This is a genomic window from Bradyrhizobium sp. 199 (assembly GCF_023073355.1).
In the GTDB taxonomy this organism is placed as follows: domain Bacteria; phylum Pseudomonadota; class Alphaproteobacteria; order Rhizobiales; family Xanthobacteraceae; genus Bradyrhizobium.
Genome location: NZ_JADPJI010000008.1, coordinates 332,894 through 353,291, shown reverse-complemented (window position 1 = coordinate 353,291; position 20,398 = coordinate 332,894). Strand labels below are relative to the sequence as shown.

13 protein-coding genes and 2 pseudogenes are annotated in these 20,398 nt (G+C 64.4%); 10 read left to right on the top strand and 5 right to left on the bottom strand.

Annotated features, from left to right (window positions below; translation table 11 throughout):
• The first annotated feature begins 255 nt into the window (after positions 1–255).
• Complete coding sequence (locus IVB28_RS24055; RefSeq protein ID WP_247529501.1) at positions 256–1,860, top strand: B12-binding domain-containing radical SAM protein; 1,605 nt, start codon at positions 256–258, stop codon at positions 1,858–1,860.
• A 16-nt stretch (positions 1,861–1,876) separates the two neighbouring features.
• Here IVB28_RS24055 and IVB28_RS24050 read toward each other — a convergent pair whose 3' ends face one another.
• On the bottom strand, positions 1,877–3,265 hold the full coding sequence (locus IVB28_RS24050) for an MFS transporter (RefSeq protein ID WP_247529499.1): 1,389 nt from the start codon (positions 3,263–3,265) through the stop codon (positions 1,877–1,879).
• Between the two features lie 619 nt (positions 3,266–3,884).
• Positions 3,885–4,628 (bottom strand): SDR family oxidoreductase, encoded by a 744-nt coding sequence (locus IVB28_RS24045; protein ID WP_247529497.1) that lies wholly within the window; start codon positions 4,626–4,628, stop codon positions 3,885–3,887.
• 143 nt (positions 4,629–4,771) lie between these two features.
• On the opposite strand from IVB28_RS24045, the gene IVB28_RS24040 reads away from it, so the two are divergent.
• From IVB28_RS24040 to IVB28_RS24020, 5 genes and pseudogenes are all read left to right on the top strand, one after another.
• On the top strand, positions 4,772–5,542 hold the full coding sequence (locus IVB28_RS24040) for a methyltransferase domain-containing protein (protein WP_346730769.1): 771 nt from the start codon (positions 4,772–4,774) through the stop codon (positions 5,540–5,542).
• Between the two features lie 196 nt (positions 5,543–5,738).
• A complete protein-coding gene (locus tag IVB28_RS24035; protein ID WP_247529495.1) occupies positions 5,739–6,740 on the top strand; it encodes a DctP family TRAP transporter solute-binding subunit in 1,002 nt (333 codons plus the stop codon).
• A 155-nt stretch (positions 6,741–6,895) separates the two neighbouring features.
• Positions 6,896–7,372 (top strand): annotated as a pseudogene (locus IVB28_RS29530) (TRAP transporter small permease subunit); the annotation flags it as partial.
• A 219-nt stretch (positions 7,373–7,591) separates the two neighbouring features.
• Positions 7,592–8,872, top strand: coding sequence for a TRAP transporter large permease subunit (locus IVB28_RS29525; RefSeq protein ID WP_247530153.1), 1,281 nt, complete (start codon positions 7,592–7,594; stop codon positions 8,870–8,872).
• 186 nt (positions 8,873–9,058) lie between these two features.
• On the top strand, positions 9,059–10,987 hold the full coding sequence (locus IVB28_RS24020; RefSeq protein ID WP_247529493.1) for an alkyl sulfatase dimerization domain-containing protein: 1,929 nt from the start codon (positions 9,059–9,061) through the stop codon (positions 10,985–10,987).
• Between the two features lie 58 nt (positions 10,988–11,045).
• Here IVB28_RS24020 and IVB28_RS24015 read toward each other — a convergent pair whose 3' ends face one another.
• Positions 11,046–12,116, bottom strand: a complete 1,071-nt coding sequence (locus IVB28_RS24015; protein WP_247529492.1) for a glycosyltransferase family 4 protein — start codon at positions 12,114–12,116, stop codon at positions 11,046–11,048.
• Between the two features lie 272 nt (positions 12,117–12,388).
• Here IVB28_RS24015 and IVB28_RS24010 point away from each other — a divergent pair, with 272 nt between their 5' ends.
• From IVB28_RS24010 to IVB28_RS23995, 4 genes are read left to right on the top strand one after another with little or no spacing between them, the layout of a single operon-like run.
• Positions 12,389–14,152 (top strand): ABC transporter ATP-binding protein, encoded by a 1,764-nt coding sequence (locus IVB28_RS24010; RefSeq protein ID WP_247529490.1) that lies wholly within the window; start codon positions 12,389–12,391, stop codon positions 14,150–14,152.
• A gap of 60 nt (positions 14,153–14,212) precedes the next feature.
• Complete coding sequence (locus IVB28_RS24005; RefSeq protein WP_247529488.1) at positions 14,213–16,417, top strand: amylo-alpha-1,6-glucosidase; 2,205 nt, start codon at positions 14,213–14,215, stop codon at positions 16,415–16,417.
• Positions 16,418–16,437: 20 nt separating this feature from the next.
• Positions 16,438–16,956, top strand: a complete 519-nt coding sequence (locus tag IVB28_RS24000; RefSeq protein ID WP_247529486.1) for a PRC-barrel domain-containing protein — start codon at positions 16,438–16,440, stop codon at positions 16,954–16,956.
• A gap of 22 nt (positions 16,957–16,978) precedes the next feature.
• A complete protein-coding gene (locus IVB28_RS23995; protein ID WP_247529484.1) occupies positions 16,979–18,301 on the top strand; it encodes an MFS transporter in 1,323 nt (440 codons plus the stop codon).
• Between the two features lie 81 nt (positions 18,302–18,382).
• Here IVB28_RS23995 and IVB28_RS23990 read toward each other — a convergent pair.
• Together IVB28_RS23990 and IVB28_RS23985 are read right to left on the bottom strand one after the other, a co-directional pair.
• Positions 18,383–19,599 (bottom strand): annotated as a pseudogene (locus IVB28_RS23990) (MFS transporter).
• Positions 19,600–19,710: 111 nt separating this feature from the next.
• Positions 19,711–20,193, bottom strand: a complete 483-nt coding sequence (locus IVB28_RS23985) for a cupin domain-containing protein (RefSeq protein ID WP_247529482.1) — start codon at positions 20,191–20,193, stop codon at positions 19,711–19,713.
• Positions 20,194–20,398 lie beyond the last annotated feature (205 nt).

The window sequence follows — 20,398 nt, the reverse complement described above, 5'->3', positions numbered from 1 at the left end:
TGGAGCTCTTCAAATCAACAGTCCGAGGGGTGGCCCTGCGCTGAACGGCGCCGTGGCAAGACCATGGCGCGATGTTTTGCCTCACCCCCATTTGGCCCGGCCGCGGCTGCCAATCCGCGGCTTGGGGCGACATCCGCTTGCGAAGCCGGTTCCAAACTTCCATCACGACTGGGCTGGCGGCGACAGTTTGGCCTTTTTGCAGGGGTACAGGACGAGGGCACTTTGCTACACTGCGCCAAAGCCAAGAGGAGTTCCATGAACGTGCCGAGTCCCTGCAACGTGCTGATGCTCTATCCGCTGTTCTCGGCAGAGTCCTTCTGGAGCTTTGGCGAATCCTGCAAAGTGCTCGGCGTCAAGCGCCCGGCCGCCCCTTTGGGCCTGATCACCGTCGCCGCGATGCTGCCCGAGAGCTGGACGGTCCGGCTGATCGATTGCAACACAGCGCCCTTCAGCGACGATGATCTTGCCTGGGCCGACGTCGTCTTCACCGGAGGCATGTTGCCGCAGCAGGCCGACACGCTGCGCCTGATCGAAATCTGCCGTGCAGCGGGCAAGCCGGTGGTCATCGGTGGTCCCGATCCCACCTCGAGCCCCCACATCTATGAGCGGGCCGACTTTCGGGTGCTCGGCGAGGCCGAGAGCGTCATCGACGAATTCATCGCGGCCTGGGACAGCGGCGTCCGGTCCGGCGTCTACACCGCGCCGAAGTTCCAGGCGGACGTCACCAAGACCCCGGTCCCGCGCTTCGACCTGCTGAAGTTCGAGGACTACCTCTATCTCGGCGTGCAGTATTCCCGCGGCTGCCCGTTCACCTGCGAGTTCTGCGACATCATAGAGCTCTACGGACGCGTGCCCCGGACCAAGACGAACGAGCAGATCCTGCGCGAGCTCGATACCCTCTACGCGATGGGTTACCGCGGCCATCTCGACTTCGTCGACGACAATTTCATCGGAAACAAGAAGTCGCTGCGGCTGTTCCTGCCCCAGCTTGCCGAGTGGCAGCGCGCGCACGGCTATCCCTTCGAATTGTCGACCGAAGCCTCGGTCAATCTGGCCGACGATCCCGAGCTCCTGGAGCTGATGGGCGCGGCCAATTTCTTCGCCGTCTTCGTCGGCATCGAAAGTCCGGATCCTGCCACCCTCGTCGCGATGCGAAAGAAGCAGAACACCCGCCGCAACATCGCGGAGAGCATTCACAAGATCTACGCCGCCGGCATGCTCGTCACCGCGGGCTTCATCGTCGGCTTCGACAATGAGAAGGTCGCGATGGCGGACGCCATGATCGATTTCATCGAGGAGGCGGCGATTCCCGTCAGCATGGTCGGCCTGCTCTATGCGCTGCCGAACACGCAGCTCACGCGCCGCCTGGAGCGCGAAGGCCGGCTCCACCCGGGCCACGATGTGGCGCCGACGATCGGCGCCGATCAGTGCACGGCCGGGATCAACTTCGATCCGGTGCGTCCGCTCCGCGACATCCTGATGGACTACAAGCGGGTGCTGGAGCACGTCTACAGCCCGGCTGCGTATGCAGGGCGCGTCGACCGCCTGATGACGCTGCTCGACCGTTCAAGGCAGCGCCACGACCTCGCCGAAGGCGATATCCGCGCCAGGCTCGGGGCGATGGAGACGGTTCACAAGGTGGTCACCGCCCTTCCCGAGGCGCGCGGGCCGCTCTGGCAAACCTTCATGAACTGCGCCAAGCGCGACACGGCGTCGGCGCGCATCGCCGTGCAGATGATCGCCGCCTATGCGCATCTCGGACCGTTCTCGCGCAAGGTCATCGAAGCTATCGATGCCCGCTTGGCGGCGCTGGACGACAACACGGACCTTGCGGCGGCTGTTGGGGTGACGGCGGCCTGACCGCTGGCCTGACGTCTTACTTCACCGCGAGCCGCAGGAAGCTCATCACGCTGCCGAGCGCGGCAAAGCCGGCGCCGAGGGCCAACGCCACTGTCGCGCCGTCGTGGCCAGCGAGCGCGAAGCAGAGAGCGGCGAGTGCTGCTCCCGTGGTCTGTCCGGTCAGGCGCGCGGTCGCGACGATGCCGGAGGCGCTGCCGCTGCGATGCGGCGGCGCGCTGGACATCACCGCCTTCATGTTCGGCGCCTGGAAGAAGCCGAACCCCATGCCGCAGATCACCATCCGCCAGATGATGTCGGCAATGGCGGGGTTGGCCGGAAGCGTCGCGAGCAGCGCCATGCCGAGGCCGAGCAGAACGAGGCCGATGCCGCCGAGCAGGCCGACCGCGTGGCGGTCGGAAAGGCGTCCCGCGATCGGCGCCATGATGCCGACCACCAGCGGCCAGGGTGTCATGAAGAAGCCGGTCTCGACCTGCGAGCGGCCAAGTACATCCTCGAAATAGAACGGCAGCGAGACGAAGGCGAGGCCCTGCACCGCGAACGAGCACACGGCGGTCGCTGCCGACAGCGCGAACATCGGCCGGCCGAACAGGTCGATCGGCAGCATCGGCGCGGGATGATCGGCGTGGCGGCGCGTCAGGATGAAGCCGAGCGCGAGCGCCGAGACCAGCTCGATGGCCACGATCACCGGCGACAGACTATGCGCGGCGCTGCCGATGCCGGTGATGAACAGGCCGAGGCAGGCCGACGCCAGCATGGCGCCGAGGAAATCAAAGCCGTGATCGGCACGCGGCGTCTTGGGCAGCATCGCAAAGCCGATCCCGATCGCGACCAGGCCGAACGGGATGTTGACGGCGAACAGCCACGGCCACGGGCCGAGCGCCAGGATCGCCGATGCGATCGAGGGTCCGAAGGTGAAAGCGGTCGCAACCACGAGGGCGTTGTGGCCGAAGCCGCGGCCCTGCATCCTTCCGGGATAGACGAAACGCACCAGCGCCGTGTTGACGCTCATGATGCCGCTGGCTCCGAGGCCCTGCAGCGTGCGCGCCACCAGCAGGCTCTCCAGCGACCATGCCACCGCGCAGAACAGCGAGGCGATGGTGAACAGGATCAGGCCGCCCAGATAGATGCGCTGGTGCCCGACGATCTCGCCGAGCGCTCCCAGCGGCAGCAGCGTCGCTACCAGCGCGATCTGGTAGACATTGACCACCCAGACCGACTGCTCCGGACTGACATGCAGGTCGGCGGCAATGGCAGGCAAGGCGATGTTGGCGATCGCGGTGTCGAGCGAGGCCATTGCCAGCGCGGTGAAGATCGCGGCGATCGCCCAGCGCCGCTGTGCGGCCGGCAGGCCATCGGCAATGGGATGGTCGGGCTCGCGCACCGCGGCGGGTAACGTGATTGTCATTGCGTTTGCGCATTGCTCCGGCGAAGGCGACGTTTGGCGTGTACTACGGCGCGGCCGCCTTCCACAGGCATATGCTTGCATGCGGTGTATGCGCGAAGGCTGGCCGGGAGCAGCAGGCGAGCCGCTTCTCGATCATTTTCCACTCTCGGTAGCGATGACCAAAAAACAGAAAACTCCAAAACAACCCCATGCACAGTAGAAAGCCCCTTGATCGATAAGGGATTTCCGAATCACGCCGCGACGAGATTCGCTGCTGCGATGACGTTGACCCGTCGGGCAAAACACTGGCAGGATGCTAACGTGGCACCTGCCGCAAAAGGCCAGCCTGTGTGCTCCTCGCGGATGAGCGGGCAGGGCTATCGCACATGACGTCTCAGCGGCGCCTGAGCTAGCGCCCGTCCTTCGAGACCACCGCTTCGCGATCTCCTCAAGACGAGGCTTAGCTGCATTGGTCTTCGTTGAAATGCAGCCGCGTACTCACCCCTCCTCCTGAGGGCCCGCCGTAGGCGGGCGTCTCGAAGGATGGTTGCAGTCAAGCTTCCAGGCGGCCTGTGCCTTTCCTGCAAGCGGGAGAGTGAACGCGCCCCGGCCAATCGCCTCAACCTGAGCCATTGCGCGTCTAAAACTGATACCTCCGCAATCCGCCATCCACCGGGATCACCGTGCCCGTGATGTAGCGCGCCACCGGTGAGGCCAGAAATACCGCGAGTGCCGCCAGATCTTCCGGCTCGCCCCAATAGCCGACCGGGATCTCTTCCTCCGCGAAGCGCTCGCGATAGTCAGGCGCGTAGTTGCGGCGGATCTGTTCGCTCATGATGCGGCCGGGCGGAATGCAGTTGATGGTGATGCCGTGCTCGCCGATCTCGCGCGACAGGCCCTTGGCCCAGGCGTGCACGGCGGCCTTGGCGGCAAAGGCGGCGTTGAGGCCTTCCGGCTCGGACTTGCCGGTGATGTTGACGATGCGGCCCCATTTGCGTTCGATCATCTGCGGCAGCAGCGCATGCGCGATGCGGCGGTAGCTGGTGAAGTTCAGCGCGATCGCCTCGTCCCATTTGCTGTCGGGCGCATCGACCGGCAGCGGCCGGCTGCCGCCGGCGTTGTTGATGAGGATGTCGACATGGCCGAGCTCTTTGAGCGCAAAGGCCGCGATCCTCTCCGCCGCGTCCTTGGCCATGACGTCCTGCTCGAACGGCGTGATCAGCCCGGTGCCTACTTCCTGCACCAACTCGGCAAGCAGATCGGTGCGCCGCGCCACGCCGACGACGCGCACGCCTTCGGCGGCGAGGCCCTTGGCGATGGCGCGGCCGATGCCGATGCTCGCTCCCGTGACAACAGCGGTTTTCGATTTGAGCCCGAGGTCCATGGTCACACGCTCACTTATTTGCTTTTGCTTGTTGCTGTTCGATTCCTGCCCTGTCCCCGGCCTGGGTGATTTGCCCGACCGGGATGAGCAGTGGTAACCAAGAGCCCTGGCGAAGGAAACATCAAAAGAAAAGGCGTCGGATGATGGTCTGGGATCCGCAGCAATACCTGAAATTCTCCGGTCACCGGCTCCGGCCCGCTGTTGACCTCTTGATGCGAATTCCTGATTTTGGCCCGCGCGCGATCGCCGATCTTGGCGCGGGCGCCGGCAACGTGACAAAACTGATCAAAGAGCGCTGGCCGGATGCCGCCGTGTCCGGCATCGAGGGGTCGGCCGAGATGGTCGCGGCCGGACGCAAGGCTGCGCCGGATGTGGAATGGTCGCACCAGGACCTCAGCCATTGGCGCCCGGCCAGGCAATACGACTTGATCTATTCCAATGCCGCACTGCACTGGCTGCCCGATCATGCGGCACTGTTTCCCGCGGCGATGGAGAAGGTGGCGCCTGGCGGCATGCTTGCCGTGCAGATGCCGCGCAACTTTACAGCGCCTTCGCATGTCCTGATTGGCGAGACCGCGCTCGATGGTCCGTGGCGGCCCAAGGTCGAGCACCTCGTCACGCCGCCGCCGGTCGAGGGGCCGGCCTTCTATCACGATCTTCTTGCGCCGATGTCGGCCAACATCGACATCTGGGAGACGGAATATCTGCAAGTGCTCGAAGGCGAGAACCCCGTCAAGGAATGGACCAAGGGGACCTGGCTGACGCGCTATCTCGACGTGCTCGCAGGCGACGAGAAGATCGCGTTCGAAGCCGCCTATGGGATGCGCGTTGCGAAGGCTTATCCGAAGAATGCAGCGGGGCAGACCCTATTCCCGTTCCGCCGTCTCTTCATGGTTGCCCAGCGCAAAGGCTGATGCACTGCCGCAATGCGACATAAGCGCTCGTTCCCGTGGCCGGGCGCGGAGGCCGGGTTGCGTAGACAGCACTCGTCAAGCTAGCTTGGCTGCGGCAGGTTGGGCTTAGGTCTAGTTGTTCGGCTTGTGGATTGCTGCCACTACTGACCTGCAAAACAAAAAGAACCCGGTTTTCGAGGTTGTTGGGGAGGTCTTCATGCGTAAACTGCTTCTCGCGATCGCGGCGGCCGTGCTCGTTTTGACCCCTGCCATTGCACACGCCCAAGCTCCGATCATCATCAAGTTCAGCCACGTCGTCGCCAACGACACCCCGAAGGGGAAGGGCGCGTTGAAGTTCAAGGAGCTCGCGGAGAAATACACCGACGGCAAGGTCAAGGTCGAAGTCTACCCGAACTCCACGCTCTACAAGGACAAGGAGGAGATCGAGGCGCTGCAGCTCGGCTCGGTGCACATGCTTGCCCCCTCGACCGCCAAATTCGCGCCCCTTGGGATCAAGGAGTTCGAGGCGCTCGATCTGCCCTGGCTGTTCAAGGACGATCAAACCTATTCCAACGCGATCAAGGGCACGATCGGCAAGTGGCTATTCCAGAAGCTCGAGGCCAAAGGCATCACCGGCCTCGCGTATTGGGACAACGGCTTCCATATGGTCTCCTCGAATCGTCCGCTGATGAAACCGACGGATTTCCAGGGCCTCAAGTTCCGCATCTCGGGATCCAAGGTCGCCGACCAGTATTTCCGCCTGGTCGGCACGATCCCGCAGATCATGGCGTTCTCCGAAGTCTACCAGGCGCTGCAGACCGGCGTGGTCGACGGCTGCGAGAACACCGCATCGAACTATTTGACGCAGAAGTTTTACGAGGTGCAGAAGGACATCACGGTGTCCTATCACGCGCACCTGCAATATGCCGTCATCGTCAACTCAAAATTCTGGTCCGGTCTGCCGCCCGACATCCGCGCCCAGCTCGACAAGGCGATGGCGGATGCGACCGACTACACCAACTCGATCGCGCGCCAGGAGAACGAGGACGCGCTCGCCGAGATCAAGAAAACCGGCAAGACCAACCTGCATTACCTCACCGACGCCGATCGCAAGGCGTGGCAGGAGGCGATGCAGCCGACCTACAAATGGGCAAAGGGCAGGGTCGGGCAGGAAGTGCTCGATCTCATCGCCAAGGAACTCGACGTCAAGATGAACTGACGGCCGCGCCCGAATAAGAACAATAGCAACGGTCGGGGGTGATCGCACTCCCGGCCGTTTCGCATCCGAACCGACGAGCCAATGCTGGGGGAACCAAGTTGCTGCGTGCGCTGAATCGTTTTCTCAATCATCTCGAGGAATGGCTGATCGCGACGATGATCGCGGCTGCGACGTCGCTCATCTTTGTCGCCGTGCTGCACCGTTACGGCGCCGGGCTGTCGATCGACATCGCCAAATGGGCGGAAGCCCGCAACATGGCTTTCCTGGCCGTCCCGGCGCGCGCGGCGTTCGTCTGGCTTGCCGCGCTCGACCTGTCCTGGGCGCAGGAGCTCTGCATCTACATGTTCATCTGGATGGCGAAGTTTGGCGCCGCTTACGGCGTGCGGACCGGCATCCATGTCGGCGTCGACGTGCTCGTCAATATCCTTCCCGGCGGATCGCGCCGCCGCGTCATCACTTTCGGCCTGCTGTGCGGCGCGCTGTTCACCGCGATCGTGGGCTATTTCGGCGCCGCCTTCGTCGGCCAGATGTGGCAGACCGGTCAGCAGTCCAACGATCTGGAAGCGCCGATGTGGATGGTGTATCTCACCATCCCGCTCGGCTCCGGCTTGATGTGTTTCCGCTTCCTGCAGGTCGCCTGGTCGTTCTATCGTACCGGTGAGCTGCCGCATCACGATATGGCCGACGTCGAGGGCGTCGAAGTGGACCCGGTGCATCCGGCCCCGGTCACGCCCACCCAGGTCGTCCGGGACGAGCGCAGCCCGCTCGGCTGGATCCTGATGCTGCTTCCGGTCCTGATCGTCGCGCTGTGCTTCGCCCATGCGGCCCACGTCGTTACGCTGCCGCAGGGCCTGCGTGTCTTCATCGTGTTCGCGCTGCTGCTCTCGCTGATGCTGACGGGCATGCCGATCTCGATCGCTCTTGGCCTCACCGTGCTCAGCTACATGTTTGCACTGACCGACGTGCGCACGGAATCGGTGGCGTTGAAGCTGTTCACCGGCATCGAGAATTTCGAGATCATGGCGATCCCGTTCTTCATCCTCGCCGGCAACTTCCTGACCCATGGCGGGGTGGCGCGGCGGATGATCACCTTCGCGACCTCGCTGGTCGGCCATTGGTACGGCGGTCTCGCGCTGTCGGGGGTGGTCGCCTGCGCGCTGTTCGCGGCGATCTCCGGCTCATCGCCCGCAACCGTGGTGGCGATCGGCTCGGTGATCCTCCCGGCGATGGTCGCGCAAGGATTCCCGAAGCGGTTCGGGGCGGGCGTCATCACGACGTCTGGCTCGCTCGGCATTCTCATTCCGCCGTCGATCCCGATGGTCCTCTACGCCGTCTCCACCAACAGCTCGGTGGGCAAGCTCTTTATCGCCGGCATCGTGCCGGGGTTTCTGCTTGCCACCTTGCTTGGTGCAACGACATTCTATCGGGCCTGGCGCAACGACTATCCGCGGATGCCTAAAGCGACGCTGTTCCAACGCTTCGACGCTTTCCGCAAGTCGATCTGGGGCATCCTGCTGATCGTGATCGTGATCGGCGGCATCTACAGCGGCCTGTTCACGCCGACCGAAGCTGCCGCTGTCAGCGCGGTCTACGCCTTCATCGTCGCGGTGTTCATCTACAAGGACCTGAAGCTGCGGGATGTGCCGCGGGTGCTGCTGTCATCGGCGAACCTCTCGGCGATGCTGCTCTACATCATCACCAACGCCGTGCTTTTCTCCTTCCTGATGACTTACGAGAACGTGCCGCAGGCGCTCGCGCAATGGATGATCGACCTGGGGTTGGGCTGGATCGGCTTCCTGCTGCTCGTCAACCTGCTGCTGCTGGTGGCGGGCAATGTGATGGAGCCGTCCTCGATTATCCTGATCCTGGCCCCGATCCTTTTTCCGGTCGCGATCAAGCTCGGCATCGATCCCATTCATTTCGGCATCCTGATGACGGTCAACATGGAGGTCGGCCTGTGCCATCCGCCTGTCGGCCTCAACCTCTACGTCGCCTCGGGCATCGCCAAGATGGGGATCACCGAACTCACGGTCGCGGTGTGGCCATGGCTCCTCACCATGCTGGGATTCCTCGTGGTGGTGACGTATTGGCCCGGTCTGTCGCTGTGGCTGCCGCGGTTGCTTGGGATGTAGCTGCTTAACCCTCTCCCCTTGTGGGAGAAGGGTGGCTCGCCGCGTAGCGGCGAGACGGGTGAGGGGTCTCTCTCCGCTCGCCCAACTCTCGTTGCGTTCGCGGAGATATACCCCTCATCCGGCGCTTCGCGCCACCTTCTCCCACAAGGGGAGAAGGGAAGAGAAGACCTTCGCGGAGGAGCAAGCATGACCGAGCACACCAGCGAACCCAAGGACGCGACACCCTCTGTCATCGCGCAGCAACAAGCCATGTTGAACGCGCTGCCGTTTTCCGACACGCGGGATTTCGATGATGCCGCGCGTGGCTTTCTCGGCACGATCGAGAATGCAGAGATCACGAACGCGCAGGGGCGGACGGTCTGGAGTCTCGCGCCTTACGGCTTCCTGTCCACTGAAGAGGCGCCGCCCACGGTCAATCCGAGCCTGTGGCGACAGTCGCGGCTCAACATGCAGCACGGCCTGTTCGAGGTCGTGCCCGGCGTCTACCAGGTGCGCGGACTCGACATCGCCAACATGACGCTGATCGAGGGCGACAACGGCGTCATCGTCGTCGACACCCTGACCTCGATCGAGGGTGCCCGCGCCGCGCTCGATCTCTATTTCAGGCATCGAGGTTCGAGGCCGGTTGCGGCCGTCATTTTCACGCACACCCACACCGACCATTGGGGCGGCGCCCGTGGCGTGCTGGAGGAGGACGCGCTGGCAAGTAGCCGCGTGCCGATCATCGCGCCGAACCTGTTCATGGAGCATGCCGTCTCCGAGAACATCATTGCGGGACCCGCAATGCTGCGCCGGGCGCAGTACCAGTTCGGGCCGCTGCTCGCCAAGGGCGCGCGGGGACAGGTCGATTGCGGTCTCGGCAAGTCGATGGCGGCAGGATCGGTCGCGCTGCTGCGCCCCACAGATCTGATCATGGCGACCGGGGACAGGCGCGTCATCGACGGCGTCGAGTTCGAATTTCAGATGGCCCCGAATAGTGAGGCGCCGGCGGAGATGCACTTCTTCATCCGGCGCTACAAGCTGTTGAACCTTGCCGAGAACTGCACGCACAATTTCCACAATCTGTTGCCGTTCCGCGGCGCCGACGTGCGCGACGCGCTGGCCTGGTCGAAATATCTGAACGAGGCGTTGCAGCTCTGGGACGGCAAGGCCGAGGCGATGTGCGGCCAGCATCACTGGCCGGTATGGGGGGCCGATCGTATCGGCACGATGATCCGGCAGCAGCGCGACCTCTACAAATTCGCGCATGACCAGACCATCCGCCTGATGAATCACGGCCTCACCGCAGCCGAGATCGCCGAGACGATCCGGCTGCCGAAAAGCCTGGAAGGTGCCTGGCACGGCCGCGGCTATTACGGCCACATCCGGCACAATGTGAAGGCGATCTATCAGAAATATCTCGGCTGGTACGACGCCAATCCAGTCAATCTCGATCCGCTGCCGCCGGTGGAGTCAGGCAAGAAGTATGTCGAGTATATGGGCGGCGCGGATGCGATCCTGGCACGGGCGCGCAGCGATTTCGACAAGGGCGAGTTTCGCTTCGTCGCCCAGGTGCTCGGCCATCTCGTCTTCGCCGAGCCCGACAATGCGGCCGCGCGCGGTCTGCTCGCGGACACGCTGGAACAGCTCGGCTACACCGCCGAGAGCGCGACCTGGCGCAACGCCTATCTGTTCGGCGCGCAGGAATTGCGCCAGGGCATGCCGAAGGTGCCGGCTCGCCCGCCAATGCCGCGCGAGACGCTGGCCGCGCTGCGCACCTCCCAGCTCTGGGACGTGCTGGGCATTCGCCTCAACGGCCCAAGGGCGGAAGGCAAGCACATCGTCTTGAACTGGAGCTTCTCCGACACCGGCGAGACCTTCGTGCTCAATTTGGAGAACTGCGCGCTCACTTACACCGGGGGCGTGCAGGCGGAAGGCGCCGATGGCAGCTTCACGCTGGCGCGCTCCACGCTCGACGAGGTGATCGCCAAGCTGACGAGCTTTCCGGAAGCCGTCGCAGCCGGCAAGGTCAAGCTGTCAGGCAACCCAATGAAGCTCGCCGAGCTGATGGGCCTGATGGACGAGTTTCCGCGGATGTTCGAGATCGTCGAGCCGAAGCGGGCGGTGGTGAGGTAGGGGGCTGGCGACGCGCCGTAACGCCAAGAGCGTTGCAGCGCGTCCGGGACACGAGAGTTTACTCCGCGCTGCTCACCAGCTTGATCCGCGGCGCCTGTTGCTCGGCGAGGCCGCGGTAGGCGGCGAGATAGTCCAGCGCCATGCGCCGCGCCGTGAAGCGCGTCTCGAACTGCTTGCGGATCGCGGTGCGGTCGAGCTGCGCAAGGCGGTTGACGACCCCCGCCGCACTGATGACGTCCTCGACGATGAAGCCGGTCAGGCCGTCGTCGATGATCTCCGGCACCGAACCGCGGTTGAAGGCGACGACCGGCGTTCCGCAGGCCATGGCTTCGATCATCACGAGGCCGAACGGCTCCGGCCAGTCGATCGGCAGCAGAAGTCCGAGCGCGCCGCTCAGGAAGTCCGACTTCTCGTGATCGCCGATCTCGCCGATGAAGTCTACCAGGGGATTGTTCTCGATCATCGGCCGGATCAGCTCGTCGTAATAATCCTGATCGGCACGATCGACCTTGGCCGCGATCTTCAGCGGAATGCCGCAATGGGTCGCGATCTTGATGGCGCGGTCGACGCCCTTCTCCGGCGCGATGCGGCCGAGCACGGCGAGATATTCCTGTTTCGCAACCTTCGGCGTCAGCAGGTTCTCCGGCAGGCCGTGATAGATCGTCTGCACCCAGTTCGCCTGCGGTACCGGCCGCCGCTGCGCATTCGAGATCGAGATCACCGGCATCTTGGAGAAGGTGTTGAAGACCGGCTGATGCTCCGGCAGGTCGAGCCGGCCGTGCAGCGTGGTCAGGAAGGGGGTCGGCTGCCGGTGGAACAACGACCAGGGGTAATAGTCGAGATGGAAGTGGAGGAAATCGAACTCCTCGTCGTCACATTTCTGCCGCACGCGCTCCAGCAGAACCATGTGTAGCGCGTTGGGATCGCGCACGGACCCATCGAGACGGAGCGCCCGGGGCCACAGCGCGTCCAGCTTGGCTGATGTCTGAGAATCGCCGCTGGCGAACAAAGTCACGTCGTGCCCGAGCGCCACCAACTCTTCCGTCAACCAATGCACCACCCGCTCGGTGCCGCCATACAGCTTGGGTGGAACAGCCTCCGTCAACGGAGCTACCTGCGCGATGCGCATCTCACCATCTCCTCTGCGATCATGAAAGTTGTAAACCCCCGCCAGTACGGCACCGGCACGCCAAACAAAGGAACGTTCCCGCAGTTGCGAAGTTCCTTCCTGCGAACGTTACTTCTTCGACACAGTGCAGCGCGGCCGCGATGATGCCATCACCTCTTCTCACATCGTCCGCATCTGCATGTCGTGATCGCTCGGCCGGGAACCCCGGCGCACGGTCGATGTTCAGTCGGTCAGTAACAAAACAAAAACCAGCATAACGGGGCGATAGCCATATGGATCAGCTTTCCGGATACGCACGCAGGCCATTTGCCTTTGTCTTGCGCTATCTTCGACGTCGCCTTGCGTCGCATCTGGTGATCCTGGTTGCAGTGGTGGCAGCCGTTGCCTGCTCCGTGGGCACGCAATACGGCGTCAAGTCGTTGGTCGACAGCCTCTCCGCGGGACCATCACATGGGGGTAACGTATGGCTGGCATTCATTTTGCTCATGTCGCTGATTGCCGCCGACAACTTCCTGTGGCGGATCGCGAGCTGGACGGCGAGTTTCACCTTCGTTCGTGTCACCGGTGATTTACGACGCGACATATTTCGTCATCTGACCGGGCACGCACCGAGCTACTTCTCCGACCGGATGCCGGGCATGCTGACCAGCCGCATCACCGCGACGTCGAACGCGGTGTTCACGGTCGAGAACATGTTCGTCTGGAATGTGTTGCCGCCCTGCGTTGCCACAATTGCGGCAATCGCCTTGATTGGAACCGTCAGTCCTTACATGGCGCTTGGCCTGATCGTGATTGCCGGCGGCATGGTGATTGCGATGTTCCGTCTCGCTGCCGCGGGCAAGCCGCTGCACGACGACTTCGCCGACAAGGCCGCCGTGGTCGACGGGGAGATGATCGACGTCATCAGCAACATGCCCCTGGTGCGGGCCTTCTGCGGCATCGGCCACGAGCACGAGCGGTTCGACGCGACGGTGAGCCGGGAGCTGACCGCGCGCAGCCGCAGCCTGCGTTATCTGGAAAAGCTGCGGTTGTTGCATGCCGCAGTGACCGTGCTTCTGACGATTGCGCTGATGGCCTGGGCAGTCACGCTCTGGCAGCGGGGCGAAGCGACCACCGGCGATGTCGTGCTGGTCTGTACGCTTGGTATCTCCATCCTGAGCGCCACGCGCGATCTCGCGGTGGCGCTGGTCGACGTCACCCAGCACGTCGCACGTCTGACCGAGGCGATCGCCACGCTGCTGGTGCCGCACGAGTTGCGCGATCACCCCGAGGCGGAGCCGCTGGTGAAGAGCGGTGCGGCCATCGCGTTCAACAATGTCACCTTCGGCTATCCCGGCGGCGAGAAGATCTTCGAGCGCTTCAGCCTTCGCTTGCAACCCGGCCAGCGCGTCGGCCTGGTCGGCCAGTCCGGCGGCGGAAAATCGACGCTGTTCACGCTGCTGCAGCGTTTTTACGATACCGACGAGGGCAGCATCACCATCGACGGACAGGACATCTCGAAGGTCACGCAGCTGAGCCTGCGCGAGGCGATCTCCGTCGTGCCGCAGGACATCTCCTTGTTCCATCGGTCGATCCGCGAGAACATCCGCTACGGCCGCCCGAACGCGACCGACGACGAGGTGCTGCGCGCGGCGATCGCGGCGCGCTGCGACTTCATTGACAGCCTGCCTGAAGGGCTCGATACCATGGTCGGCGACCGCGGCGTCAAGATGTCGGGTGGCCAGCGCCAGCGCATCGCGATCGCGCGCGCGTTCTTGAAGGACGCGCCGATCCTGCTGCTGGACGAGGCCACCGCGGCGCTCGACAGCGAGTCGGAAGAGGCGATCCGCGAGGCGTTGTCGCGCTTGATGCGCGGCCGTACCGTGATCGCGATCGCGCATCGGTTGGCTACGCTGCGCAATTTTGATCGCGTGGTGGTTTTGAAGAATGGTAAGATCATCGAAGACGGCTCGCCCGAACGCCTGATGCAGGGCCACGGGCCCTATCGTGAGCTGGTCACGCAGGAAATGAGCCGCCTCGCGCAGGCCGCCGCGTAAACCAACAGTCGCGTTCTCGAGTCGGTCGCGTTTCTTGAAACAAGCGCAGGGGAGCAGCTCATGTCGGCCGAAGCCGTAGCCCAACTCGGTCCCGTGACGCGGACCCCGCAACAGGTCGCGGAGCAACCTTTCTATATCCCGATGACCGGGCCGTCGGCTCGGCCGCGGCGGTCCCTCAAGCACGACGACATGTTCATCGTGCTCGACAGCCACGGCGACATCGGCGCCTCCGCCGGCGGGCCGGACGGCCTGTTTCACTACGACACGCGCTATCTGGCGCGGCTGGAGCTCGTGCTCGACGATCTCCAGCCGCTGCTGCTGGGCTCCAATTTGCGCGACGACAATTCGGCGCTGACGGTCGATCTGACCAATCCGGACATCTATCGTCAGGGCCGCCTGGTGCTTCAGAAGGACCTGCTGCACATCGTGCGCACGATCTTCCTGTGGCGCGGCACGGCTTATCAGCGCATCGGCGTGCAGAACCACGGCGGCGCGCGCGCCAGCTTCGAGCTGACGCTGCTGTTCGACAACGACTTTGCCGATCTGTTCGAGGTCCGCGGCGAGCGTCGCCCGCGCCGCGGGACCGGCACGAGCAAATTGCTGGGGCCGACCGACGTGCTGTTCGAATATCGCGGTCTCGATGACGCCGAGCGCACGACGGGGCTGCATTTCGACCCGCGCCCGACGCGGCTGTCGGTGAATGCCGCGACCTGGCAGATCGAACTGGATCCGCATGAATCGGAATCGCTGTTTGTGGCCGTGTCCTGCAACCGGCCGATTGCGGAGAAGCCTGCGCGCTTCTTCAGCGGCCTGCTCGCCCATCGCCGCGAGATGCGCCAGTCTACAATGGGCGCCGCCAGCATCGAGACCTCCAACAACATCTTCAACGAGGTGCTGTGCCAGGCCATGGCCGACCTCAACATGCTGATGACGGAGACACCGCAGGGACGTTATCCCTATGCCGGCATTCCCTGGTACTCGACGACGTTCGGCCGCGACGGCCTGATCACCGCGCTGCAGATGCTGTGGGTCGATCCGCGGATCGCCAAGGGCGTGCTGCGGCGGCTTGCGCATTTTCAGGCGAAGGCGATCGACCCGCTCGCCGATGCCGCGCCGGGCAAGATCCTGCACGAGATGCGCGGCGGCGAGATGGCCGCGCTGCGCGAGGTGCCGTTCTCACAATATTACGGCAGCGTGGATTCGACCGCGCTGTTCATCCTGCTCGCCGGAAGCTATTTCGAACGCACCGGAGACGAGGCCACGTTGATCGAGCTATGGCCGGCCATCGAGGCGGGGCTGGCCTGGATCGACGGTCCCGGCGACCCGGATAATGACGGCTTCGTCGAATACCAGCGCGCGACGGAAAAGGGGCTGGCCAACCAGGGCTGGAAAGATTCATACGACGCGATCTTCCACGCCGACGGCCAGCTCGCGGAGGGCAATATCGCGCTCGCCGAAGTCCAGGGCTACGTCTACGCCGCAAAGCAGCTCGCCGCCCGTTGCGCCTTGCGGCTCGGCAAGCCGGACCGTGCGCGCAAGCTCGAGGCCGAGGCCAAGGCGCTGGCCGAACGGTTCGAGGCGGCGTTCTGGTGCGAGGAGCTCGGCACCTATGCACTCGCGCTCGATGGCAAGAAGCAGCCGTGCAAGGTGCGGACCTCGAACGCCGGTCAGGTCCTGTTCAGCGGCATGATCCGCGAGAATCGCGCCCGCCTCGTCGCAGCCGATCTGATGGGGCCCCATTTCTTCTCGGGCTGGGGCATCCGCACCGTCGCGCAAGGCGAGGTGCGTTATAACCCGATGTCCTATCACGACGGATCGATCTGGCCGCACGACAACGCGCTGATCGCGCTCGGCTTTGCGCGCTACGGCCTCAAGCACTCGGTGGCGCATGTCTTCAAGGGACTGTTCGACGCGGCGACCTACATGGATCTGCGCCGGTTGCCCGAATTGTTCTGCGGCTTCCGGCGCGAGAAGCGGCGCGGCCCGACGCTCTATCCGGTCGCCTGCGCGCCTCAGGCCTGGGCCAGCGCGACGCCGTTCACGCTGCTGGAAGCGGCCCTCGGCCTCGAGTTCGACGTGGTGCGCGGCGAAATTCGTCTGCGCAACCCGCATCTGCCGACGTTCCTCAATGAGGTGATCCTGCGCGACTTGCGCCTGGGCGAATCCAGCGTCGATCTTCGCGTCAGCCGCCACGGCGACGACGTGGCGCTGGAGGTGTTGCGCACGCGCGGCCGGATTCAGGTCTCGATCGTGCTGGCGCGCTAGCGGCGCGCAAGGAGGGCGTCATGCGTGTGATCGGAGCACTGATTGTTGGCATGGCCATCGTCGCGAATCTGGCGGTGGCGACCTCGCGTGCCGCAGACGAGCCGTCCACAGGCGCGAGTGAGGCGAATGCGCCGGCGACGCAGCCGCCGGCTTCGACCGTGCCCGTCACGCCGAAGGACGCCGCCCCGCCGCCGTCGGTGACCATCATCGGCGCCAGCGAGGCCCACGGCGTACTCGGCCGCGACGTGCGCAGTGCCGCCGGCGAGGACATGGGCCGCATCGTCGATGTGATCGTCGATCGCGCCGGCCATGTCCGCGCCGCCGCGATCGATTTCGGCGGCTTCCTCGGCGTCGGCAGCCGCAAGATCGTGGTGGACTGGAATGCGCTGCGGTTCGGCAAGATCGCCAACAAGAAGGACAGCATCACGCTGGAATTGACCAAGGCGCAGGTCGCGGCCGCGCCGGAATACAAGGAAGACACGCCGATCGTCGTGCTCGGCGCGTCCGGCAGTCTACAACCGCTGCAAGTGATCCAGTGAGGTGCGGGAGGGCTGACCGCCTGTGCTGTTGTTGAAGAAGCCGAACCAAGCAGACCGGGATGGCCGCGTTGAACAGGACAACGTCGCTGTGCGATCGGCCGCCGACATTCCGGCGCCGTCGCGCCAGAGCCTGCGCGGCCTCGACTGGTTCATCTTTTTCCTCGCCGACGTGCAGACCGGATTCGGTCCCTTCATCGCGGTCTATCTGACCACCCAGAAATGGACCCAGGTCGAGATCGGCCTCGTGCTGTCGATCGGCGGGATCGTCGCGTTGATCGGGCAGATGCCGGGCGGGGCGATCATCGATGCCGCGAAATCGGAGCGGCTGGTCGCAGGCCTGGCGATCGCGACGATCGGCGCTTGCGCGCTGGCTTATGCGGCGATGCCGATCTTCCCCGTCGTGGTGGCCGCAGCCACCTTGCACGCGGCGGCAAGCTGCGTGCTGGGGCCGGCGATTGCGGCGATCAGCCTTGGCCTGGTCGGTCCGCTCGCGATCGGCGAGCGGCTCGGCCGCAACGCGCGCTTTGCCTCGCTTGGCAATGGCGTCGCAGCAGCGGTGATGGGCACCGCGGGCTACCTGCTGTCGAGCCGCTCGGTCTTCCTGGTCACCTTCCTGCTCGCAATCCCGACCCTGATCGCACTCTCGCGCATCCGCGAGCACGAGGTCGACATCAGGCGTTGTCACGGCGAGATGCCGCCCGAAGCGGCAGACCGTGGCGACACCAATCTCTGGCACCTGATCCGGCAGCGTCCGCTCATCGTTTTCGCCCTCAGCGTGCTGCTGTTGCAGCTCGCGAACGCTGCGATGATGCCGCTGATGGCGAGCGCGGTGACAGCGCGGTCTAGCCAATGGGCAACGGTGCTCGTCGCATTTTGCATCGTCGTTCCGCAAGCGATCGTGGCGCTGCTGTCGCCGACCGTTGGCCGCAAGGCGCAAGCGTGGGGCCGACGGCCGTTGCTTCTGATCGGATTCGGCGCGCTGATGATCCGGGGCCTGCTGTTTGCGACCGTGCGCGATCCGTACCTGCTGGTAGCGGTACAGGTGTTCGACGGCATCACCGCGGCGGTGTTCGCGGTGATGATTCCGCTGATCGTGGCCGACGTCGCTTTCGGCAGCGGCCATTTCAACCTGGCGCAGGGCATCGTCGGCACCGCGACCGGGATCGGCGCGGCACTGAGCACGGCGCTCGGAGGCTATGTCAGCGACAAGTTCGGCAATGCGACCGCCTTCATCGGGCTGTCCGGCGTTGCTGCGACGGGGCTCTTGCTCATTCTCTTTGTGATGCCGGAGACACGGCGTACGAGTCTGGTCGCCTCGCCCCAGGAAGCCCCGGCCAAGCGCTAAAGCATGATCCGGAAAAGTGCGCGGCGGTTTTCCGAAAAGATCATGCTTAAATAACAACCTAAAGCGCGATGGCGATTCATCCTAATCGCATCGCGCTTTAGGCCTCAGGGCGAAGGTGAGCACGGCTGCTGCCACAAGAGCCACGCCGACACCGGTGACACAGGCGAGCCAGCCGGAGCTGTCGAACAATCGCCCGAGCACGGCCGTACCGACCAGGCCGCCGCAGAAGTAACAGGCGAGATACGTCCCGCCGGCGATGCCGCGGTTTCAGCCGCCGCCTGCCCAACGAAGCCCGTGGCGGCGGCCTGCGCGAAGAAGGTGCCGATGCCGACCAGAACCATGCCCGCGAGCACCTCGCCCAGATGCGGCATCAGCATCAATGGCAGGCCCAGCCCGGCAACAGCGAGTGAGCCCCAGATCGTGGGCTGCGTTCCGAGCCGCGCTGCCACCTTGCCGGCCAGAAGCGTCGTGACGACCGAGGGCAGGAAGACCAGATAGACGAGGCCGAGATCCATCATGCCCAGCGACAGCGGCGGCTGCACCAGCGCGAAATTGACGAATGTGAAGGTGCCGATGAAGGCAAACAGAATGCAAAAGCCGATGCCGTAGGCCGCGCGCAATCGCCGGTTGCGCCAATGCGCGATCGTGGCGGCCAGCGGAGATCCCGCCGCCGCAGTCGCATGCATTAGCGGCACGTGCTTGACCGTGAAGTAAACCAGCACCGCGCCCGCCAGGTTGAGGGTCGCGAAGAAATAGAAATTCCAGGCCAGGCCGAGGCCGTCGGCAACAGCCGCCGAGATCAGCCGGCCGACGAGGTTGCTGGCAACGTTTCCGGTAATGTAGGCCGCGAAGGCGCCGCCGGCATCGGTCGCGCTGCATTGCTCACCGAGATGAGCCAGCATCAGCGCGAAGGCGGAGGCCATGCAGAGGCCCTGGGCGACGCGCAGGGCGGTGAAGACAGCGAGATTTGGCGCGATTGCCAGCAAGCTCGTCGGGATTGCGAGCAGCGTCAGGCTGAGCAGGATGCCGGTCCGGCGGTCGATGTGCGGGCTGAAAAAGCCCACGACGAGGCTGGCCATGGCCATGCCGAATGTGCTGGCATTGACGGCGAAGCCCATTGCCGCCGGCGTGACGCCGTAGTGGCGCGCCAGCGAGGGCAGGATTGCTTGCGTCGCGAAGAGGTCGACGACGGTCAGGAACGCGGTGAGGCCGATCACGAGCGAGCGAAGCGCGAGACCTGGCGAGTGCCCATCTATCGTCATCGCGGCCGGCTTGATGCGCGCGGAAAGATCGGTCATGGCGTTGCGCTCCGCAGATCTGTCATTCCGGGCCGGTGCTCAGCACCAGACCCGGAATCTCGAGGTTCCGGGTTCGCTTCGCGCCCCGGAACGACGTGCGACCAAAGGCCGTCACATGTGATGGTCGTTGGGGTCCTTGCGGACGTCGCCGACATAGAGAATGACGGTCTCCTTGCCGAGGTTCTTCCACCAATGCGAGGTGCCGTAGACCTCAGGGCGGATGTCGCCGGCCTTGTGCACGATCGGATCGATGCAGTTGGAGGCGTATTCGACGATCTCGCCCTGCTGCACGAAGATCAAAGCGGGACGGTCGTCATGGCTGTGCCAGGGCACGATGCCGCCGGGCTCGATGGTCAGCTTGCGGAAGCGCAGCTCACGGCCCTCGATATGCGCCGGCTGCTTGCCGAGGTCGATCGCGCCGAGCGTGACATCGGTGACGCCGACCGGTTTGTAGTCCACCATTTGCTGGGCGTTCGGCTTGACCTTGCCGGCCGGGCATTCGCCGGCAACGACCGGCTGCACCGAGAGCGTCAGTGCGCCGACCATGGCAAGGCCTGACCAGATCAGGCGGGACATGGCGTGGCTCTTGAGCATGGGAAGTCTCCTCTGTTGGCCGCAACCCCGCTGGTCGCCGGCTATGACTGGAGCTTCATCGAGATCGCGTCCGTTCTGAAATGCCGGCTTGCTCTCGATGCGATAGCGCCACCCTATGTTGATGCGCGGCGGCTATCGATCCGATTGGGCAACGGCATTTCCGCTTCCGCGGCATTCGGCGTCCGATGCCAAGGCGCCCGATCGG

Coding starts and splice junctions, on each gene's coding strand:
- IVB28_RS24050 (WP_247529499.1), bottom strand. CDS start 3,265: ATGACAATCACGTTACCCGCCGCGGTGCGCGAGCCCGACCATCCCATT.
- IVB28_RS24055 (WP_247529501.1), top strand. CDS start 256: ATGAACGTGCCGAGTCCCTGCAACGTGCTGATGCTCTATCCGCTGTTC.
- IVB28_RS24040 (WP_346730769.1), top strand. CDS start 4,772: ATGGTCTGGGATCCGCAGCAATACCTGAAATTCTCCGGTCACCGGCTC.
- IVB28_RS24005 (WP_247529488.1), top strand. CDS start 14,213: ATGTCGGCCGAAGCCGTAGCCCAACTCGGTCCCGTGACGCGGACCCCG.
- IVB28_RS24000 (WP_247529486.1), top strand. CDS start 16,438: ATGCGTGTGATCGGAGCACTGATTGTTGGCATGGCCATCGTCGCGAAT.
- IVB28_RS24015 (WP_247529492.1), bottom strand. CDS start 12,116: ATGCGCATCGCGCAGGTAGCTCCGTTGACGGAGGCTGTTCCACCCAAG.
- IVB28_RS24010 (WP_247529490.1), top strand. CDS start 12,389: ATGGATCAGCTTTCCGGATACGCACGCAGGCCATTTGCCTTTGTCTTG.
- IVB28_RS23985 (WP_247529482.1), bottom strand. CDS start 20,193: ATGCTCAAGAGCCACGCCATGTCCCGCCTGATCTGGTCAGGCCTTGCC.
- IVB28_RS24035 (WP_247529495.1), top strand. CDS start 5,739: ATGCGTAAACTGCTTCTCGCGATCGCGGCGGCCGTGCTCGTTTTGACC.
- IVB28_RS24020 (WP_247529493.1), top strand. CDS start 9,059: ATGACCGAGCACACCAGCGAACCCAAGGACGCGACACCCTCTGTCATC.
- IVB28_RS24045 (WP_247529497.1), bottom strand. CDS start 4,628: ATGGACCTCGGGCTCAAATCGAAAACCGCTGTTGTCACGGGAGCGAGC.